Below are 17,902 nucleotides of genomic sequence, written 5' to 3' on the forward strand. Positions count from 1 at the left end.
CCCCGCCACTTAGCAAGGAGCAGACGAGATGCCTGAGCGGCAGCGCGCCGACGCCCGGCGCAACTACGCCCGGATCCTCACCGTTGCGGAGCAGGAGGTGGCAACCCATGGCGCCGGAGCCTCCCTGGAGCAGATCGCCCGCATCGCGGGTGTCGGCTCGGCGACCGTGCGTCGGCACTTCCCGACGCGTCGTGCGCTGGTGGAGGCGGTCTCCCAGGAGCGGATCGAGGCCCTCGTCGCTCGCGCCCGCGAGCTCGCCGGCCTGGGCGACAGCAGGAAAGCGCTCCTGGACTGGCTGAGCGACGTCGTCGCCTACTGCGTCGCGGCCCAGGGGCTGGCGGCCGCGCTGACCTACGAGGGGACCGAGCCCGACTCGATCTACGAGAACAGCTGCACGGCAGCGCTGGAGGACGCGGGAAGTCCGCTGCTGCAGCGCGCGGTGCAGGACGGTGCGGTCGACGCCGGGATCGGCGTCGCGGACCTGATCACCCTGGCTGTGGGCGTGGTCCTGGCGACGGAACACCATTCCGATCGGGAGGCGGCGGCGGAGCGGCTGTTCGGGCTGGCTGCGGAGGGGCTGAGTCCGCGGGGTTGAAGGAGGCTCTAGTCAGAGAACTCTGGCTGGAGCCAAAGCTCACTGAGCTGGTCATCTTGCACACCGACATAGACTCCGGCAGCGATCCGGGTTACGTGCCGCAAAGGTTCCCCGCCAAAGGCTAGGCGGAGAACTCGATTCGTCGCGTCGAACTGAGTAATCCAGGGCGTCTTGGATACCCTCTCCGATACGCCTGGAACGAGCTCGTCGTTGGTTGTATGCGCCGTGCACACGCCGTCCGTCGCCGGAGGCACTTGTAGTTCTGCGTGCTGCCAGGAATCGCGGGGGCAGTACCCCCATGCGTATAAGACCCTGCCGTCTTCGACCGCTGTCTCGAGCTGTAGCGAGCCCAGCGCGAGCCCGGTAGTTCCCTCCTGGGAGCTCGGTGCAAGCTCCGCAAGGCTCCCATCGGGAACGAAGTCGAATGTCTGCTCGGCTCCCGAGTATGTAAGCCGTCCGTTCAGCGCACTGCCGACTGCTGTGCGGAAATAGATCATCAAGCTCAGTCTCCCACAAAGTTGAAATGAAGAATCTTGTTCGCATCTGTGTCGACCACGAGTTCCCATGTGCCAGTACGCCCGCGGAACTTGCCAGGTGTATCCCACCGCAAAGCCCCTGGTGCGCCACGTGGATCGAGCCGTGGATCGCTGCCTGCCATGATCTCCCGAACTGTAAGGCTCGAATTCATGTAGGGGCGTGACAGCTCGCCCTTGTACTTGCCTCTGGTGATGACATCGCCGAAATGGTTCGCAACGGTATTTGTCATTGTCAAGCTGTCGGCATCAACCTTTGCCGCGAGCGCCGCGACATCATCCAGAGCGTCTGCGGTGGTGGCGACAGCGTCGCTCTTGGCAGGTGGCGTGAATGTTCGCCGCCGAGTCGCCCACCACGCCGCAGGGTCCGCCGCGAGGTCGTCGGCGGTATTGCGCAGGATGCGCCCGGTTGCGGCGCCCGCGAAGTTGCCCGGCGCGAACGTCAGCGCCACACCGAGCGTATCGGCGGCGAGCTGGGCCGGCGTGGCCGTCGCGAAGTAGTCGCGGGTGGCTTGGCGGGGGTTCCTGGTGAACGTCGCGATGCCGGCCGAGTGGTCCAGGCCCCAGGTCAGGACGCCGGAGATACCCAGGGCCAGGCCGAGGGATCCGCCCGACAGCACGACCAGGGCTGCGATCCCGGCGCCGATCGCGAGCTGGGTGATCAGTGGCTGGTCGTGCCACCAGTCGGCGACGGCGTCGAGGGCCCCGGCCAGCCATGGCTCCGTGCCGGGCGGCATGCTGGGGAACTCGAAGTCCGGGTCGAGGGACGGGAGGTCGTCCGGGTCGAACGTCGGTAGATCGCTCGGCAGGTTCGTGGGGATGTTGGTCGGCATCCACGTGGGTAGGTCGGTCGGCATGCCAGTGGGTAGGTCCGAGGGGAACCCGGACGGCAGGTCCGCCGGAAGGGCTGGCGGCGCGTCCGTTGGACCCATCCCCGGCAGCTCGAACATGTTGTTGGTCGCGCTACCGATCTCACGGGCCGTGGCCGGTGCGGCCGCGAACACGAGCCAGCCGAGACCGGCCAGCACCGCGAGCGCCGCAAGCCTCCGCGCCCACGGATGGATCCGCGCGGACGCGTCCTCGTAGGCGAGCTCTCGCAGTGCCCGTTGTCCGGAGATCAGTGCCGCGCCGCGGGCGGCGGCAGCCCGGCGAGACTCCGGATCCGTGGCGAGGCCGGACTCAGCTTGGTCGGGCCCGGCATCCCCGGACCGACGCCGGGCAAAGCCCGCGAGCGCCTGGGCCAGGTCACGCACGATGATCCACAGCAGGCCTGTGACGGCGCGGAGGACGGCGCTGACGGCGGGGTGTGCCCCGTTCACTGGCTGGGTGACCCAGCGTGGTGCGGGCCGTCCGGTGAGGTTGACGGGGGGTCGGGTGGCCAGGCGGGCGGCGTCGACCAACAGGCAGGTGAGGGCGAGGAGCAGGAAGAAGGTGACTCGGCCGTGTCCGTGTCCGAGCAGGGACCAGGGGACGCGGAGCCACCAGGGGAGGGTGGTGGCGTCGGGGTCGAGGTAGGCGGGGGCGCCGTTGTTGCCGGGTAGGGCGCTGAACAGGTCGAGGCCCGCGTTGTACATGGCGTGGTCGGCGATGGCTGACCACAGTGCGATCGCGGGGAGCAGGCCGAGGGCGAGGCCGGTGAGGCGGCGTCGGGCCTGCCAGGCCGCGAGCGCCAGGCCGAACAGGCCGGTGATCAGGGCGGTCAGGATCGCGTGGCCGCCGAACTCGGCTGCGGTCGTAGGCGCGAGCAGTGCGCCGTCGGCGCTCATCGGTGTGGGGATCGGGATGAGGCCGAACGTGACATACCCGGGTGGGAGGACGGCGTCGGCGGGTGGGCCCAGGAGGGAGCCGAGGCCGATGTTGCCGGTGGCCAGCGCCGTGCGGCGGACGGCTTCTTCGACGGCGAGGAACGCGGTGCCGGAGGCCAGGCCGAGGAGCAGCCAGTCGATGGTGGCGAAGCGAGCTGCTCGGCGTGGTGCGAGCAGGGCCAGCAGTACTACCGGGGCGAGCTTGCCGGCTTCTTCGACGATGCCGGCGATGGCGACCTGCGCGCCGGTCTCGGAGACGGCGAGGAACTCGTACCGGGCCATGCTGGTGGCCATCGTGGTGGTGAGGGCGCCGATCGCGGCGGACCACGGCACGCACACGGTGAAGAAGCCGAGGAATCCGTGCCAGGTGAGTGTCTTGGTGCGAGCGAGCGCGAACCAGGCGATCACTACCCAGAGGCAGCCGAGGTAGGCGCGCATGCCGAGGCGCAGTTCGGGCATGAACAGCCACAGGGCGGCGAGCCAGACGAGCGACCCGAACAGCACGACCATGCGGGTGACTGTCCAGGCGCGGGCGAGGCGGGGGTGCGCCGTCAGCCAGCGGGTGCGTCGTTCGGCGAGGACCTGCCACCACTCGCGGGGCGCAGGGGCGTCGGCAGCGTCAGGAAGGGTCTCCTGTGCTGCTGCCACCATGACGCACCCCTTGCCCCCGGTCGGTCCCGCCCACCGTGGAGAACGCTACAGCGACGGAGGGCGGCAGGTGGGGCTGTCCACAGGGTCGTGCGTGGCCAGGTGGCTCGTCACAGCAGGGGGCGCAGGGGGATCAGGAGGTATTCGCCGATCTTGGCGAGCGCGCCGCGTTCTTCCCACTGGGCGAGGGTGAGCTCCTGCGCGTTGGTCAGGTCCATGGCGAAGATGTCCTCCATGCGGCCGGCGAGGCCCGGGTCGACGACCTCGAGGTTGATCTCGTAGTTGCCGGTGAGGCTGAGCCGGTCGATGTTGGCGGTGCCGATGGTGGTCCAGCGGCGGTCGATGGTGGCGGTCTTGGCGTGCACCATGGCGCCCTGGTACAGGAAGATCCGTACCCCGCCGCGCAGCAGGGAGGCGTACTGGCCGCGGGCGAGCCAGTCGGCGACGACGTGGTTGGAGCGGTGCGGTACGAGGACGCGGACGTCGACGCCGCGTGCGGCGGCAGCCAGCAGTCCGGCGTGGATGTCGTGGTCCGGGATGAAGTACGCCTGGGTGATGTAGACGTGGCTGATGGCCCGGTCGATGGCGTCGAGGTAGATCCCGCGGATGGGGAACACGAGCTCGGACGGCGCGTTGCGCGCGGCCTTGAGGTGGGGCAGCCAGGTCCCGGATCCGGCGTCGGCCAGGATGGGGTGGCGCGGTTTGCGGTGCCGGTTCCAGAAGTCGACGAACGCGTTGCGCAGCTCCCACGCGGAGGGCCCCTGGAGGCGGACGTGGGTGTCTCGCCAGTGCGTGGCGTACAGGGAGCCGATGTTGTATCCGCCGACGAACCCGGTCTCGTCGTCGACCACGAGGATCTTGCGGTGGTCACGGCCCGAGGTGCGGATGTTGAGGTAGGCCATCCCTGGGCGCAGCACGGGGAAGCGCAGCACGTGCACGGCGGGCGGGAAGCGGAAGAACGAGTAGGGGACGACGAGGTTGGCGAAGCCGTCGACGATGACGTACACCTCGACGCCGCGCGCGGACGCGTCGATCAGGGCCCGCTTGAACCGCTGGCCCATGTCGTCGTTCTTCCAGATGTACGACTCGAGCATCACGGTCTTGCGTGCGCCGGCGATCGCTTCGAGCATCGCCTCGAACAGGTCGGCCCCGTAGGTGTAGACCGTGGTGGCGGTCTGGTCGATGTGCTCGGTGAGCGGCTTCTCCGTGGGGAACTTCGACGTGAGCGGGTGCAGGCGCTGCCGGATCTTGTCCGTGACCGTGAGGGCTATCGCTGCCCCTACCGGTACCGCTGCCGCGATGATCGCGGCCCGGGTCGCCAGCGTGCGGGCACGCTGCATGAAGTCGGACGGCACATCGAGCGTGAGCTTGGGAAGGTTGCGGGAGAGGTTGCCAGGGACCTTGCGAGACGCCACGGGCTCACGGTACCCGGTCTCAGATCCAGGATCGTGGAATTACGGTCGCCCGGCGTCGTCGCGCCGGTCGGCACATGCTGGCAAGACGTCGCCGCGGACCGACGTCGTTAATTTGAGGGAACTTCGCCCCGCACTTCCCTATGCTCACACCGACGACACCGATGCCCTCGGTGGTGCCGGCGGTACGGCTCCTCGGTCACGAGGCCTCCGACCGGACCATCTGTCGTGAACGACGGCGGCACGACGGAGGGACTTCCCATGTCAGCACCAGGCCCCGCGCGCCGGATACGGCGGCGGATACAGAGCATGCGGCGATGGGTTCTGGGCGCCGTCCTCGTCACGGTGCTCGTCGTCGGCATCGTCGCGGGCGACCGGTACTCCTCGGCACCGGTGGGACCCCGCACCTGTACCGCCGAGGTGCGGCCCGTCAGCTCCGGGGTAACGGGCGCCGGCCCGACCATACCGGCACCACTGGACGCCGTCGCGGGCCTGAGAGGCCTGAAACAGGTCGGCGGTGTCGTGAATGACGCCAGCTGCCTGAACGAGGTCCCCGTGCACGGTGTCGTGCGTCCCCGCAGCGAGGACGACGTCGTCCAGGCTGTCGCGTACGCGCGGCAGAACGACCTGGCGGTCTCCGTGTCCGGGACGCGGCACGCGATGGGCGGGCAGGCGTCCTACCCGGGTGGACTCGTGCTCGACATGCAGGGGCTCGACGGCGTGACCGTGGATGCCGAAGCTGGCACGGTGCGGGTGGGAGCCGGTGCCACCTGGCGGAGCGTCCTCGAGACCCTGCACGCCCAGGGCCGGGCCGTGGCCGCGATGCCGAGCATCGACATCCTCAGCGTGGGCGGGACGGTCTCGGTGAACGCGCACGGGGTCGACTTCCGGCAGGGATCGCTCGCCGGGACGGTGCGGTCGCTGCGGCTCGTGTCCGCCGACGGCACGGTGCGCGACGTCGACCGAGCGAGCGACCCGGCCCTGTTCAGTGCGGTGATCGGTGGTTACGGGCTGTTCGGAGTGATCACCGAGGTCGAGCTGGAGACCGTGCGGGACACCGTGTACCGGCTGGAGCAGCGCGTGATCCCGAGCGCGGACCTCGCCCGGACCTACCTCGAGGAAGTAGCACCCGACGAGGACGCGCGCCTGATGTATGCGCACCTGTCCACGGCGCCGTCGTCCTTCCTCTCCGAGGCCATCCTCTACACGTACAGCGACGCCGGAACCCCCGGGAGCGTCGCCGAGCCGATCCCGCTGCTGAAGGACACCCAGAACTCCCGTGTGGGACGGTTCGCACTGAACCTCGCCAGGCACGGCGGCTTCTTCCAGGAGGCGCGCTGGGTCGCGCAGAAGCACGTGCTGCCGGCCTTCCAGCCCTGCGCCAGCTCGCGCAACGCGGCGCTGCGCGCCGCCGAGGCCTGCATGGTCGCCCGCACCCAGGCCACGTACAACGGGCTCGGGCTGCTCAACCACAAGCTGCCGGACCGTACCGACGTCCTGCACGAGTACTTCGTGGAGCCCGACCGGCTCCACGAGTTCCTCGAGGCCGCGGCGCCCGTGCTGCGTGACCACGACGCCGAGCTGCTCAATGCGTCCGTCCGGGTGGTGCACCAGGACGAGGTGCTCCTGTCCTACGCGCAGGGCACCCGGCTGTCGGTGGTCCTGTACCTCAGTCAGGACCTGTCCGACGCCGGGAACGCCGACATGGCGGGGCTGACACGACGGCTGGTGCGCGTCGCCCTGGAGCACGACGCCACGTTCTACCTGCCGTACCAGCCGCACTACACGCGTGAGCAGGTGGCGCAGGCATACCCGACCCTCGACGAGTTCTTCGCGCTGAAACGGCAGCACGACCCCGAGGAACGGTTCCGCAACGCGTTCTACACGCGGTTCTCCTGACCGTGGAGATGTCCTGAGCGTGGCACGACGTCGTGTGGTCAGTCGAAGGCTCCCGCCAGCGGGTGGGACCGGATGGCGGCCGCGAGCTCGCCCTCTATGCGGTCCAGGTAGACGCCGGTGGTGGCGATCGAGGCGTGCCCGAGCAGCTCGGCGACGACCTTGACGTCCCAGCCGTCGGCCACCAGCAGCGTGGCCGTGGTGTGCCGCAGGGCGTGCGGGGTCGCCTCACGCTGATAGGGCGCAGGCATGCGGCGCACCGCACGGGAGAGCAGCGCACGGATCGCCTGGGTGTCGATACGGCGCCCACGCCAGGACAGCAGCAGGGCGCGCTGCGCGTCGGCGTCCTGCGGGCGTTTGGCGGCCAGGGTGGGACGCAGGTGGGTGAGGTAGTCGTCCAGTGCACGGGCCAGGGGCGGGGACAGGGTCACCGTGCGGGTGTTGCCGCCCTTGCCGCGGATGCGCCAGGTGGTGCGCTCCGGCTCACGCGCGACGTCGTCGACGTCGGTGCGGGCCAGTTCCGAGACACGCGGACCCAGGACCAGGAGCAGCGCGACCACCAGCCGGTCGCGCAGCGCGAGGTCCTGATCGGTGCGGGCAGGGGTCTCGGCAGGGCCGGCGGTCAGCAGGCTGCGCGCCGCGCCCGCCGACAGCGCCGTGCGGGCGGTGCGCAGGGTGCCACGCACCTTGGCCGGCGGCGCGGCCCACTGCATGGGGTCGGCCTGTACCCAGCACTCCCGCGCCGCGTACGCGAAGAACCGCGTCACGGACTGCCGGAACCGGTTGACCGTGGCCGTACTGCGCCCAGGACCGGGTTTGCGATCCGGGTCGGTGTAGCGGGCGTCGGGCGCCGACTGGTAGCGCACCAGGACACTGTCGACGTCGGAGCCCGTGACGTCGTCGAGGATGCGGTCACGGCCCGTGAGGCGGCCGAACTCGGTGACGTCACGCGTATAGCTGCGCGCCGTGGCAGGCGACAGGACACCACGGATCGTCTCGACCTCGACCGCCGCGAGGTAGCGGCGGGTGGCTTCGGCGACGGTGATGCGCTCGAGGCGCGGGGGAGCGACCATGACCGCCACCCTAGGCGGGACCACTGACACTCCCGATATGCCGGAATGCGCCGCTGACCTGCGACGCGACCCGCACCTCTCGACAGGCGCTCGCGGCCACCCGGCGTCGCCGCACGCCCCAACGCCTGGACCGCGCGACCTCCTGCTGCGTGCGGCGCGCTGACGAGCGGTCGTGATTCAATCCGCACGTGCGTGCCATCGTCTTCGACCAGTTCCAGGGCCCCATCGACGTCCGCGAGGTGGCCGACCCGGGCGCCCCTGACGGGGGCGTGGTCGTGCGCGTGCACGCGACCGGGCTGTGCCTGAGCGACTGGCACGCCTGGGCCGGGCACGACACCGACATCACCACCCTGCCGCACGTACCCGGCCACGAGCTCGCCGGCACCGTCGCCGAGGTCGGCGCGGGTGTCACGAAGTGGCAGGTAGGGGACCGCGTGACCGTTCCGTTCGTCAGCGGCTGCGGCGCCTGCGAGTGGTGCCGCAGCGGGCAGGCGCAGGTCTGCCCGGACCAGACCCAGCCGGGCTTCACGCACTGGGGCTCGTACGCCGAGCTGGTGGTGCTGAACGCGGCGGACGCCAACCTGGTCGCGATTCCCGACGACGTCTCCTTCGAGACCGCGGCGAGCCTCGGCTGCCGGTTCGCGACCGCCTACCGGGCGGTGGCCGGACGTGCGCAGGTCCAGGCAGGGGAGTGGGTGGCGGTCGTCGGCGCGGGCGGCGTCGGGCTCAGCGCGATCATGATCGCCGACGCACGTGGCGCCCGGGTCGTCGCGGTCGACCGGTCGGAAGGGGCGCTGGAGGCGGCCCGCCGCGCCGGCGCCGAACGCACGGTGCTCGCGGACGGCCGCGACGTACCCGCCGTCGTGCAGCAGCTGACCGACGGCGGCGCGCACGTCGCGGTGGACGCCGTCGGGAGCGAGCAGACGTGCGCCGACGCGATCGGGAGCCTGCGCCGCCGCGGGCGCCACGTACAGGTGGGCCTGTTCACGCCGGTCGACGGCGGCCCGCGTGTGCCCATGGGGCGCGTGATCGCGTGGGAGCTCGACGTGCTGGGCAGCCACGGCATGGCGGCCGCCGACTATCCCGAGATGCTCGAGCTCGTGGCATCCGGGGCGTTGCGGCCGCAGGACCTGCTGGACCGTGTCATCGGCCTGGCCGAGGCCGCAGCGCTCGTACCGACCATGGACACCGCACCGCGCGCCGGGATGGTCGTGCTCGACCCGCGGCGGGACTGACTCTCTCTGGGGGCGTATGCGTGGGCGGGGGCGCGGGTCAGGTCGCCCAGCGCAGCACCGCGTCCAGCGGGGCGGGCACCCGGTCCAGCGGTAGCACCTCCGCCAGGCGTCGCCCGTAGCGTTCCTTGCGTCCGCCCTTGGACCCGATGAAGCGGTGCAGCTGTTGGGTGGTCGTGCGTTCGCGCTGAGCGGGCTGCCCCTGCAGCCGTTCGAAGCTGCGCAGCTCGCCCTCGTCGTCGATCAGGGCCAGGAACCCGTCGATGCCGATGGCCCGGATGAGCTCGTCCTCGAGATCGCGGTCGCAGCGGAAGAAACCCAGGTCGGTCAGGGGAGTGGTCGCCGCGAACGGGCGCAGGCCCACCCGGTCGAGCCCTTTGATGACGAAGCGTTCCTCCGCGGCGTCGTACAGCCCGCCCAGGCGAACGCCCTGGTCGCCGAGCGCCACCAGATGATGCCCGATGTTCGTGATGCCGCCCATCGCGAGGACCTGCACCCCGAGGTCGTCGAGGGGGAGACCCAGTCGTGCGGCCAGCATCTCGACCGCCGCGCGGTCACTCTCGCCCTCCACGAGCAGCACGGTGCTCGTGGAAGCGGCGAGGACTCCTGCGAGGTTCATGGTTCCCGGATGGTATGCCTCGACCAGGGAGACAGGCCGCAGGATTTTCGGGCTGCTACCGTGTTGCCCTTGCTTCATAGTGGAAGACAGTTGTGTTGCGCTATACACAATGCTATAGATGTCTTGCTGATCGGGGTTGGTGGGGAGCGGGGTGCGCCCGGAGCACATCGCTGGTCCGTGAGATCGGTCCATTGCACGGCGTTGCTCGTGACTTCGGTCGGTTGCTCTGAGATCGGTCGGTTGATTGACCGATCTCAGAGCAACCGACCGAAGTCGCTCAGCGCACTCGGCAACGGACCGAAGTCAGAGAGCCACGTCGAGGGCGATCGTGTACAAGAGCGTCAATCCTGCGCCAGGGCGTACAGCAGGTGCCGCACGACCAGTGCGGACAGGGCAGTGGTTCCAGGCCGATTCCTCGCCGTAATGACATAATGTGCATTATCGGTTCTAACCCAATCTGGCTGTACAGGCCGATCCACGACGCGAAGTTGGCGAGCTCACGTGCCAGACTGCGGCCGTGGCTCAGCACACGTCGTCGCCATTCGAACCAGCTTCATCCGAACCAGCCTCAGCCGAACCAGGATCGTCACCAGGATCGCCAGGACCAGCCGAGCTCGTCGAGATCCTGACGCTCTGGGCGCGTGAGACCCCGTGGGTCGAGTGGCTCGAGCTCGCCGGCTCCCTGGGACGAGGCGCCGGCGACGAGTACTCGGACATCGACGCCGGCGTCGGCCTGCTGGACGGCGGCGACCTGGAGGCCATAGAACATGCAGTGACCGAGTTCGCCCCTACGGCCGCGGTGCTGCGCCAGCCGTTCGGGCCCGAGACGACCCACCTGGTCTGCATCTACCAGGACGGACGGCAGCTCTCGCTCGTCGTCATGCCGTCGGCGACGCGCACCGGTCTCGCGCCCGAAGCCGTCGCCCTGGTGGACAAATTGGACAGGCTTTCCACCTCGCTCGACCGGGCGACGTGGGACCCCGATGCTGACGGACGGCGCGAGTGGGCTTTCCTCGCGTGCATCGCCGCAGGTGACGCGCTCAAACATGCGCGCAGGGGCACGTACTGGAGAGCGCTGCGCAGCCTGACCGAGGCCCGCGACCTGTACCTCCAGCTGGTCGCCGCACAGGAGCAGGTCGTCTTTCCGCAGTTCGGGGCTGTCAGCCTGGAGAACGCCGGTCGGCCCGTACCCGAGAGGCTCGCCGCTACCCTCGTCGGCTCCCCCGACCAGGATGCGCTGGTCGACGCCGTCGAGGTGCTCCTGTCGCTCCTCGCACCGTTCGTCGTGGAGCACGGGCTCGAGGAGCTCTGTCGCGCCCTACGCCTGGACGTCCGCCACGAAGGACCGGACCAACCACGCTGAGCACGCCGTCGTGCTCGCACTCCCCCGCACCCCGCAGACAGGGCTCCTGAGGCCGAGTCACTGAGGCCGAACTACTAGGACACGGTCCGGTCCGGGGCGATCGGCCACTCCTCGAAGGCGGTGCACCGCCCGTCGTCGTCGAGCTCGATGATCCAGAGGTCGAGCCAGCGATCACCGGACTCGCCGTACTCGACGCTCACGCGGACGACCGCCGTCGGGCCGTCCACCGCCACGACCTCGGCGGACATGGTGAACGGCTCGTCCGGCCCGTCACGATGGGACTCCCAGAACTCCGCGAGAGCCGGCAGGCCGACGATGGGTGCTGCCCAGGGTGAGGTCTTGTAGGTGGCGTCGGTGGCGAAGAGGTCGGTGAGGGTGTCGGTGCCTGGTGTGCGCCAGAGGCGTTCGTAGTTGTGGATCCAGGTCTCGACGGTGGTGTGCTGGGTCATGTCCTGAGGCTAGTCAGCCGGCCTGGGGCGCGGGCCGGTCGACCTGTGCGGCGAGGTCTTGTGGTGCCTGGATGCAGTAGGAGTCGGTGAGGAGCTCTGCGAGCTCGTCCCAGTCGGTGTGCTGGTCGAGGATCAGGCCGACGACGTTGGTGCCCCAGCTGGCCTTGAAGTACTGGGGGCCGAGGTGTGGGAAGGCTTCTACCTCGTCGGGTTCGGCGCGGAAGGTGATGCGGACGAGGCCGTCCTCTCCCCCGAAGATGTGCCCGATGGTGGCGTCGCGGACCTTCCAGGCGACGCCGGTCCAGGCGTCGTGCTCGGCGCACTCCGGGAGGGGTTCCAGGATGGCGGCGAGGCGCTGGATGGTGTCGGTCGGGACGGGGGCTCGTTCGCTCACGGCAGGAGTCTTGCACCAGTCACTGACATGGTCGCCGGACGAGGTGGGCAGGGTCCTCAGACGAGGCCGAGCTCGCGTGCGCGGACGCCGGCCTGGAAGCGTGACTCGGCGCCGAGGGCGTCCATGAGCTCGGCCACGCGGCGTCGGTAGGTGCGTACGCCGAGGCCGAGGGTTCGGGCGGCTGCCTCGTCCTTGGCGCCCTGGCTCAGCAGGTCGAGGACCTGGGGTGCGAGCTGGCGGATCTCGGCGATCTGGGTGTCGTAGACGTCGAGCTCGGTGGCTGCGTGCCAGGCGGCGTCGAACAGGGAGGTGACTCCCTGTACTGCCTCGCGCTGGGTGATGACGCTGTAGCTGCGTCTGCCGGCGGTGAGGTCGCCGGCGAGGATCACGAGGCGGCGGTCGAGGATGATCGTCTCGTTGATCTCCTGGGTGGTGACGCGGACGTGTGCGCCGTGGCGGTCGCGGTCGTGTGCGAGGTGTCGTGCGGCGACGTGGTCGAGCAGCATCGCGGACCGGTACATCTTGCGCAGGCGGGTGCCGGCCGGGCGGCGTTCGCGGACCAGGCTGGTGAACTCGGCGGAGGACTGTGCGGTGGCCCAGGTGGCGAGGTCGTTGGCCGCGCAGGCGACGTCCGTCGCGGTGGTGAACAGGTGTCTGGTCCGCTCGAAGAGCTCCTGCTCGCCGTGGACGATGGTGACGGGTTCCCCGGTCTGCATGGGTTCGATTATGGGTTCGATCCTGCCGGCAGCGCTCCCCCGCGCCGGGGTCGGCAGCTTGTTGCCATCGTGGCCGGGTCGGGGCCGGTCGGCGTGATGCTGGCTGCATGACGACAGACGTGAACATGACGGCCGCGATCACCCCGGACGCGGCGGCTGCCGGCACCTGGCGGCTCGGCGATCGCACGGTCAACCGGGTAGGGCTCGGCGCGATGCGGCTGGTGGGCATGCCCTGGGACGAGACGCCGCGTGGGCGGGACGGCTCGACAGCGGTCCTGCGCCGGGCCGTCGAGCTCGGTGTGAACCACATCGACACCGCGGCGTTCTACTTCATGCCGCTGCGTTCGGCCAACGAGCTGATCAGTACTGCCCTGCAGCCCTATGGGGAGGACCTGACGATCACCACGAAGGTCGGGCCGTCCCGGGCCCGGGACGGCGGGTTCGAGCACATGGCGCGCCCCGACGAGCTGCGCGCCCAGGTCGAGGAGAACATCCGCCAGCTCGGCCGCGACCACCTCGACGTCGTGAACCTGCGCTGGGGCACGCGGATGGCCGGTGAGGGGCGCGAGCCCGAGTCGGTCGCCGAGCACTTCGGGGCGCTCGCGGACCTGCGTGAGGCCGGTCTGGTCCGGCACCTCGGTATCTCCAACGTGCTGCCGGAGCAGCTGACCGAGGCGATGTCCGTCGCGCCGGTGGTGTGCGTGCAGAACCAGTACGGCCTGACCAGCCGGGAGGACGAGGCGGTGCTCGACCTGTGCGGTGAGCACGGCATCGCGTTCGTGCCGTTCTTCTCGGTCGGGGCGGCGGTGCCGGGGGCCGCGCTGAGCGGTGGCCCGGACGAGACCGGTCAGGCGGAGGTGGCGGCGGTCGCCGCCGCGCACGGTGCGACCCCGGCGCAGGTCCGCCTGGCCTGGACCCTGCACCGGGGTCCGCACGTCGTCGCGATCCCCGGTACCGGGAACGTCGCGCACCTGGAGGAGAACGTCGCGGCGGGAGCCCTTCGACTGACGGGCGACGAGATGGTGCTGCTGGACGGCATCGGCACGCGATCAACGGACGTACCCGCGTCCCGGTAGCCTGACCGCCGTGAGAATCGCGGTCACCGGCTCGACCGGCATGCTCGGGAGCCAGGTCGTCGACCTCCTGGCCACCACAGGACACGGCGCCGACGGCGGCCAGCACGACGGCCCCGGGAACGGCCCTCAGCAGGTCCTGGCGCTCGCCCGCCGCCCCGACGCCGTCCTGGCCGCGCTGAGCCCCGCAGCACGCGCCTCCGGCGTCGTCGTGCCGGTCCATGCCGACTACGACGACGCCGGCTCGCTCCGGGCGGCCCTGCGCGGGGTGGACGTCCTGGTGTTCGTGTCCGGCGACGGCGAGGCCGCACGGATGCTGGTCCAGCACGAGAACGTGGTGCGGGCCGCGAGCGCCTGCGGGTTGGGGCATGTGGTGTATCTGAGCGGTGTGGACGCTGATGTGGCGTCGCCGTTCTGCTACGCGTTCACCAACGGGCGCACGGAGCAGCTGCTGGTGGAGAGCGGGCGGCACCATGACCTGACGGGGCCGGAGGCGTTCACGTTCGAGGGTCTCGCGGGTGTGCTCACCGGGATCGCGGGGATCCCGGTGAGCTACACCGACGTGCCGGCGGGGTTGCTGGTCGAGGAGCTGGCCAGGTCCGGGGAGGACCCGTGGTGGACGTATGCGTACTCGACGATGTTCGCGTCGGTCCGTGAGGGCCGCTGGGGCGCGGTGTCGGGCGAGGTGCTCAGGCTCACGGGGCGGGCGCCGTCGTCCGTCACGGAGGTCCTGGCTACTGCCTGACTGCTGTTTACCGGTACTGCGCGACGATCGGGCAGTCCATGGGGTTGGCCTCGCCGAGCCCCACGCGGTTGAGGTAGGCGGTGATGATGCCGTAGGACTCGAACAGCCCGGTCTCGGTGTAGGGGATGTCGCGCTCGGCGCAGAACGCCCGCACGATCGGCCGGACCTGCTTCAGGTTGACGCTGGCCATCCGCGGGAAGATGTGGTGCTCGATCTGGTAGTTCAGGCCGCCCATGGCGATGTCCGTGAACCAGCCGCCGCGGATGTTGCGGGAGGTGAGCACCTGGCGGCGCAGGAAGTCGATCTTGAGGTCCTTGGGCAGCAGCGGCATGCCCTTGTGGTTCGGCGCGAAGGTCGCACCCATGTACAGGCCGAACGTCGCGAGCTGCACGGCCATGAACGCGGCGCCGAGCGCGGGCCCGAGTGTGAGGAACACGAGCGTCGGGAACCCGATGAGCCGCAGGGCCATGAGCCCGGCCTCCGCGCCACGGTGCTTGATGGCGGGCGTCGTTGCGAGGCTCTGGATGGCGGTGAGGTGCAGCGACGGGCCGAACAGCGTCAGCAGCGGGAAGAACAGCCAGCCCTGGCGGCGGGTGAACCAGCGCATGAAGCCGGTGCGCCCGACCTCCTCGCCCGGCACGAATACGAGCGTGCCGGTGGCGATGTCGCCGTCCTTGCCGATCACGTTGGGGTTGCCGTGGTGCTTGTTGTGCTTGCGGGCCCACCAGCCGTGGCTGAGGCCGACGACGAGGTTGGCGACGATCCGCGCGGCCCACTCGTTGTGCCGCCCCGAGCGGAAGATCTGCAGGTGCCCGGCGTCGTGGCCGAGGAACGCGCCCTGGGTGAACACGATGCCGAACAGGACTGCCACGAGGAGCTGCCACCAGGTGTCGCCCAGCGTCAGCAGCAGGGTGAACGCGAGCGCCAGGCCTGCGGCGAGGAAGGCGGCGCGGGCCGCGTACCAGCCGACGCGACGCCCCATCAGGCCGGCGGCGGTGGCGCGCTCGGCGAGATCGAAGTAGTCGTTGGTCTGCTGGTTGCGCGCGGTGCGTGCTGGGCGGGGCTGGCGGGCCGAGCGAGGCGGCGCTTCGGTCGTGGTCGTCATGGGTGTCAACCTAGGAACCGGGTTGTCGGTTGCGCGTCACCCATGGGAGCCAATCTCACCCCCTACGTGAGTAGTGGGTGGTGTCCCCTACCCGATCAGCGCTATGCGAGCAGCGGGTGCTCGTCCTCGCCGACGGGGAGGGTCGCTGAGATCTCGAAGCCGCCGCCGGCGGTGGGGCGGGAGGTGACCGTGCCGCCGAGGGCGGCCGCCCGTTCGCGGATGCCCGCCAGGCCCAGCTGGGCGCCCGGGGTGGGTTCCTCGCTGCGTGCGGGGGCCGTGTTGGTGATGCGGACGCGCAGGTCGTGCCCGTCCTCGGTGACGGTGACGGCGATCGCCGAGCCCGGAGCGTGCCGCAGGGCGTTGCTGAGGGCCTCCTGGACGACGCGGAAGCCGGTGAGCCCTACTGCGTCGGGGACCACCGCTTCCGTGCCCACGTAGGTGATCTCTGCGCCTGAGGCGCGGGTCGCTCTGACCAGCTCGGCGATGTCGGGCAGGCCTGGCATCGGTGCGGTGGGTGCGGTGTCCTGGCCGCGCAGAAGGCCGAGCAGTCCGCGCATCTCACCCAGGGCACGCCGGGAGGAGGCGGCGATCTGCTCGAACTCCTGCTGGATCGCGTCGTCGAGGCCGGGCTGCCGGTAGCGCGCGGTCGAGGCCTGGACGGTGATGACCGACATGCTGTGCGCGACGACGTCGTGCAGCTCGCGGGCGATCCTGTTGCGTTCCTCGAGCTCCCGGCGCCTGCCCGCCTCGGCGGCGCTCAGCCGTTCGGCCTGTTCCATGCGGACGACGCTGAGGATCCACAGGCGCACGAGCACGCCGACCAGGGCTATCCCGCCGCTCAGGGAGACCAGCACCACACCGTTGGCACCGGCGGACGCGGTGGCGTCGCCGACGATCAGCGCGGGGGCGAGGACCGTCATCATGGCTCCCGCGAGCCAGAGGGACGCGGCCCAGTACCAGGAGTGGCGCAGGGCGAGCACGAACACCGTCAGGCAGTGCGTGAGCAGCACGGTGACCGGCCACGGCCAGGGCCACTCGGGGGCCGCGCCGGCGGTCACGATCATCAGCCCGAGCGCGGCCGGGATGGACGCGCCGAGCCCTGCCCAGGCCCAGCGCACCGCCATGATCGCGGCGGCGCAGTGCACGATGGTCAGGGCCATGGCGGCTACCGGGTGGGTGTCGTACCCGGACGCGGTCACGGGCCAGCCGACGGCGACGAGCGCCACCGCGGCGACGGAGACCACCGTCCACATCCAGACGACCTCGCGCCGCGCGATCGAGAACGTGCTGAGGTCCAGCCGGGTCAGCGCGCGCAGCCGCCAGTACCGGACGCCACGGCTGGCCGCGACGACGGCTCCCGGCACCTGTGGACGAGCATGTGGGTGGTCCATTCTCTGCAGGTTATGCGGCGCACGTGTGCGGCGCGTCACCCGCGAGAGGTATCCGGCGTCATACTTTCGGGTTTCCTTGTCTGGCGTCGGTTACGTTGGTCCCATGCCCCCAGCTCCCGACGTTGCCGATAGTGCGATCCGGGTGCTGATCGTCGACGACCAGTCGATGATCCGGGCCGGGTTCGCCGCCCTCCTGGACGCCCACGAAGGGATCACGGTCGTCGGCACTGCCGAGGACGGCCTGGGGATCACCGACGTCGTGCGCCGCACGCAGCCCGACGTCGTGCTGATGGACATCCGCATGCCGAAGGTCAACGGGCTCGACGCGACCCGCACGATCATGGCCATGCCCGGCACACCGCCGAAGGTGATCATGCTGACCACCTTCGACGCCGACGACTACGTGTTCTCGGCCCTGCGCGCGGGAGCGAGCGGGTTCCTGCTGAAGGACTCCCCGCCCGAGGAGCTCACCCAGGCGGTCCGCGTGGTCGCCGCGGGCGAGGCCCTCCTGTCCCCGAAGATCACGCGGGCGCTCATCGCCGACTACGCGGCGCGCCCCGAGCGGCCCGCCTCGGCGGACGCCAGGCTGTCCGCGCTGACCGACCGCGAGCTCGACGTCATGAAGCTGGTCGCCGCCGGCCAGTCGAACGCCGAGATCGCCACCGAGCTGTACCTGGCCGAGCAGACCGTCAAGACGCACGTCTCGCGCATCCTGAACAAGCTCGAGCTGCGTGACCGGACGCAGATGGTGGTCTGCGCCTATGAGTCGGGCCTGGTGCGCGCGGGCCACTGACCTGTCAGAGGGCTGACAGGTCAGGGCCCGAGACGTCAGGGCGCGACACGTCAGTGGCGG

The 17,902-nt window shown here is 70.3% G+C and carries 16 protein-coding genes; 7 read left to right on the top strand and 9 right to left on the bottom strand.

Going from position 1 to position 17,902, the window contains the following annotated elements:
- Positions 1-28: 28 nt before the first annotated feature.
- Entirely contained in the window at positions 29-595 is a 567-nt protein-coding gene (locus AB0F70_RS21170) for a helix-turn-helix domain-containing protein (protein ID WP_357452817.1), read from the top strand.
- A gap of 502 nt (positions 596-1,097) precedes the next feature.
- Here the strand turns inward: AB0F70_RS21170 and AB0F70_RS21175 are convergent.
- Both AB0F70_RS21175 and AB0F70_RS21180 read right to left on the bottom strand, forming a co-directional pair.
- Positions 1,098-3,584 (bottom strand): PT domain-containing protein, encoded by a 2,487-nt coding sequence (locus AB0F70_RS21175; protein WP_357452820.1) that lies wholly within the window; start codon positions 3,582-3,584, stop codon positions 1,098-1,100.
- Positions 3,585-3,691: 107 nt separating this feature from the next.
- Positions 3,692-4,996 carry a phosphatidylserine/phosphatidylglycerophosphate/cardiolipin synthase family protein gene (locus AB0F70_RS21180; RefSeq protein ID WP_357452823.1) on the bottom strand — a complete coding sequence of 435 codons (1,305 nt, stop codon included), beginning with the start codon at positions 4,994-4,996 and terminating at the stop codon, positions 3,692-3,694.
- A 306-nt stretch (positions 4,997-5,302) separates the two neighbouring features.
- Here AB0F70_RS21180 and AB0F70_RS21185 point away from each other — a divergent pair, with 306 nt between their 5' ends.
- Positions 5,303-6,892: an FAD-binding oxidoreductase gene (locus AB0F70_RS21185; RefSeq protein ID WP_357452826.1), complete on the top strand. Its 1,590-nt coding sequence runs from the start codon at positions 5,303-5,305 to the stop codon at positions 6,890-6,892.
- A gap of 38 nt (positions 6,893-6,930) precedes the next feature.
- Here AB0F70_RS21185 and AB0F70_RS21190 read toward each other — a convergent pair whose 3' ends face one another.
- On the bottom strand, positions 6,931-7,962 hold the full coding sequence (locus AB0F70_RS21190) for a tyrosine-type recombinase/integrase (protein ID WP_357452829.1): 1,032 nt from the start codon (positions 7,960-7,962) through the stop codon (positions 6,931-6,933).
- Between the two features lie 188 nt (positions 7,963-8,150).
- On the opposite strand from AB0F70_RS21190, the gene AB0F70_RS21195 reads away from it, so the two are divergent.
- Positions 8,151-9,197: an alcohol dehydrogenase catalytic domain-containing protein gene (locus tag AB0F70_RS21195; RefSeq protein ID WP_357452832.1), complete on the top strand. Its 1,047-nt coding sequence runs from the start codon at positions 8,151-8,153 to the stop codon at positions 9,195-9,197.
- A gap of 37 nt (positions 9,198-9,234) precedes the next feature.
- Here the strand turns inward: AB0F70_RS21195 and AB0F70_RS21200 are convergent, their stop codons facing one another.
- Positions 9,235-9,813 carry a TOPRIM nucleotidyl transferase/hydrolase domain-containing protein gene (locus AB0F70_RS21200; protein WP_357452835.1) on the bottom strand — a complete coding sequence of 193 codons (579 nt, stop codon included), beginning with the start codon at positions 9,811-9,813 and terminating at the stop codon, positions 9,235-9,237.
- A gap of 517 nt (positions 9,814-10,330) precedes the next feature.
- On the opposite strand from AB0F70_RS21200, the gene AB0F70_RS21205 reads away from it, so the two are divergent.
- Positions 10,331-11,176 carry a hypothetical protein gene (locus AB0F70_RS21205; protein ID WP_357452838.1) on the top strand — a complete coding sequence of 282 codons (846 nt, stop codon included), beginning with the start codon at positions 10,331-10,333 and terminating at the stop codon, positions 11,174-11,176.
- A gap of 74 nt (positions 11,177-11,250) precedes the next feature.
- On the opposite strand, the gene AB0F70_RS21210 is transcribed toward AB0F70_RS21205, so the two are convergent.
- From AB0F70_RS21210 to AB0F70_RS21220, 3 genes are read right to left on the bottom strand one after another with little or no spacing between them, the layout of a single operon-like run.
- Positions 11,251-11,625 carry a nuclear transport factor 2 family protein gene (locus AB0F70_RS21210; RefSeq protein WP_357452841.1) on the bottom strand — a complete coding sequence of 125 codons (375 nt, stop codon included), beginning with the start codon at positions 11,623-11,625 and terminating at the stop codon, positions 11,251-11,253.
- Positions 11,626-11,638: 13 nt separating this feature from the next.
- Positions 11,639-12,019, bottom strand: a complete 381-nt coding sequence (locus tag AB0F70_RS21215) for an MmcQ/YjbR family DNA-binding protein (RefSeq protein WP_357452844.1) — start codon at positions 12,017-12,019, stop codon at positions 11,639-11,641.
- Between the two features lie 56 nt (positions 12,020-12,075).
- Positions 12,076-12,735 carry a DNA-binding response regulator gene (locus AB0F70_RS21220; protein WP_357452847.1) on the bottom strand — a complete coding sequence of 220 codons (660 nt, stop codon included), beginning with the start codon at positions 12,733-12,735 and terminating at the stop codon, positions 12,076-12,078.
- A gap of 107 nt (positions 12,736-12,842) precedes the next feature.
- Between AB0F70_RS21220 and AB0F70_RS21225 the strand changes: the two genes are divergently transcribed.
- Together AB0F70_RS21225 and AB0F70_RS21230 are read left to right on the top strand one after the other, a co-directional pair.
- On the top strand, positions 12,843-13,811 hold the full coding sequence (locus tag AB0F70_RS21225) for an oxidoreductase (protein ID WP_357452850.1): 969 nt from the start codon (positions 12,843-12,845) through the stop codon (positions 13,809-13,811).
- Between the two features lie 10 nt (positions 13,812-13,821).
- Complete coding sequence (locus AB0F70_RS21230) at positions 13,822-14,553, top strand: NmrA family NAD(P)-binding protein (protein WP_357452853.1); 732 nt, start codon at positions 13,822-13,824, stop codon at positions 14,551-14,553.
- A 7-nt stretch (positions 14,554-14,560) separates the two neighbouring features.
- Here AB0F70_RS21230 and AB0F70_RS21235 read toward each other — a convergent pair whose 3' ends face one another.
- The gene (locus AB0F70_RS21235) at positions 14,561-15,658 is read right to left on the bottom strand and encodes an acyl-CoA desaturase (RefSeq protein ID WP_357452856.1); all 1,098 of its coding nucleotides are present in this window, start codon (positions 15,656-15,658) and stop codon (positions 14,561-14,563) included.
- Between the two features lie 101 nt (positions 15,659-15,759).
- The gene (locus tag AB0F70_RS21240) at positions 15,760-17,049 is read right to left on the bottom strand and encodes a histidine kinase (RefSeq protein ID WP_357452859.1); all 1,290 of its coding nucleotides are present in this window, start codon (positions 17,047-17,049) and stop codon (positions 15,760-15,762) included.
- 103 nt (positions 17,050-17,152) lie between these two features.
- Here AB0F70_RS21240 and AB0F70_RS21245 point away from each other — a divergent pair, with 103 nt between their 5' ends.
- Entirely contained in the window at positions 17,153-17,842 is a 690-nt protein-coding gene (locus AB0F70_RS21245) for a response regulator transcription factor (RefSeq protein WP_357452862.1), read from the top strand.
- The last annotated feature ends 60 nt before the right edge of the window (positions 17,843-17,902 follow it).

This window comes from Promicromonospora sp. NPDC023805, from assembly GCF_040639635.1.
Lineage (GTDB): Bacteria > Actinomycetota > Actinomycetes > Actinomycetales > Cellulomonadaceae > Promicromonospora.

Bases quoted from the DNA above. Each gene is read 5' to 3' on its own strand.
- AB0F70_RS21235 (WP_357452856.1), bottom strand. From the start codon at position 15,658: ATGACGACCACGACCGAAGCGCCGCCTCGCTCGGCCCGCCAGCCCCGC.
- AB0F70_RS21220 (WP_357452847.1), bottom strand. From the start codon at position 12,735: ATGCAGACCGGGGAACCCGTCACCATCGTCCACGGCGAGCAGGAGCTC.
- AB0F70_RS21175 (WP_357452820.1), bottom strand. From the start codon at position 3,584: ATGGTGGCAGCAGCACAGGAGACCCTTCCTGACGCTGCCGACGCCCCT.
- AB0F70_RS21245 (WP_357452862.1), top strand. From the start codon at position 17,153: ATGCCCCCAGCTCCCGACGTTGCCGATAGTGCGATCCGGGTGCTGATC.
- AB0F70_RS21190 (WP_357452829.1), bottom strand. From the start codon at position 7,962: ATGGTCGCTCCCCCGCGCCTCGAGCGCATCACCGTCGCCGAAGCCACC.
- AB0F70_RS21170 (WP_357452817.1), top strand. From the start codon at position 29: ATGCCTGAGCGGCAGCGCGCCGACGCCCGGCGCAACTACGCCCGGATC.
- AB0F70_RS21210 (WP_357452841.1), bottom strand. From the start codon at position 11,625: ATGACCCAGCACACCACCGTCGAGACCTGGATCCACAACTACGAACGC.
- AB0F70_RS21225 (WP_357452850.1), top strand. From the start codon at position 12,843: ATGACGACAGACGTGAACATGACGGCCGCGATCACCCCGGACGCGGCG.
- AB0F70_RS21200 (WP_357452835.1), bottom strand. From the start codon at position 9,813: ATGAACCTCGCAGGAGTCCTCGCCGCTTCCACGAGCACCGTGCTGCTC.
- AB0F70_RS21185 (WP_357452826.1), top strand. From the start codon at position 5,303: ATGCGGCGATGGGTTCTGGGCGCCGTCCTCGTCACGGTGCTCGTCGTC.
- AB0F70_RS21240 (WP_357452859.1), bottom strand. From the start codon at position 17,049: ATGGACCACCCACATGCTCGTCCACAGGTGCCGGGAGCCGTCGTCGCG.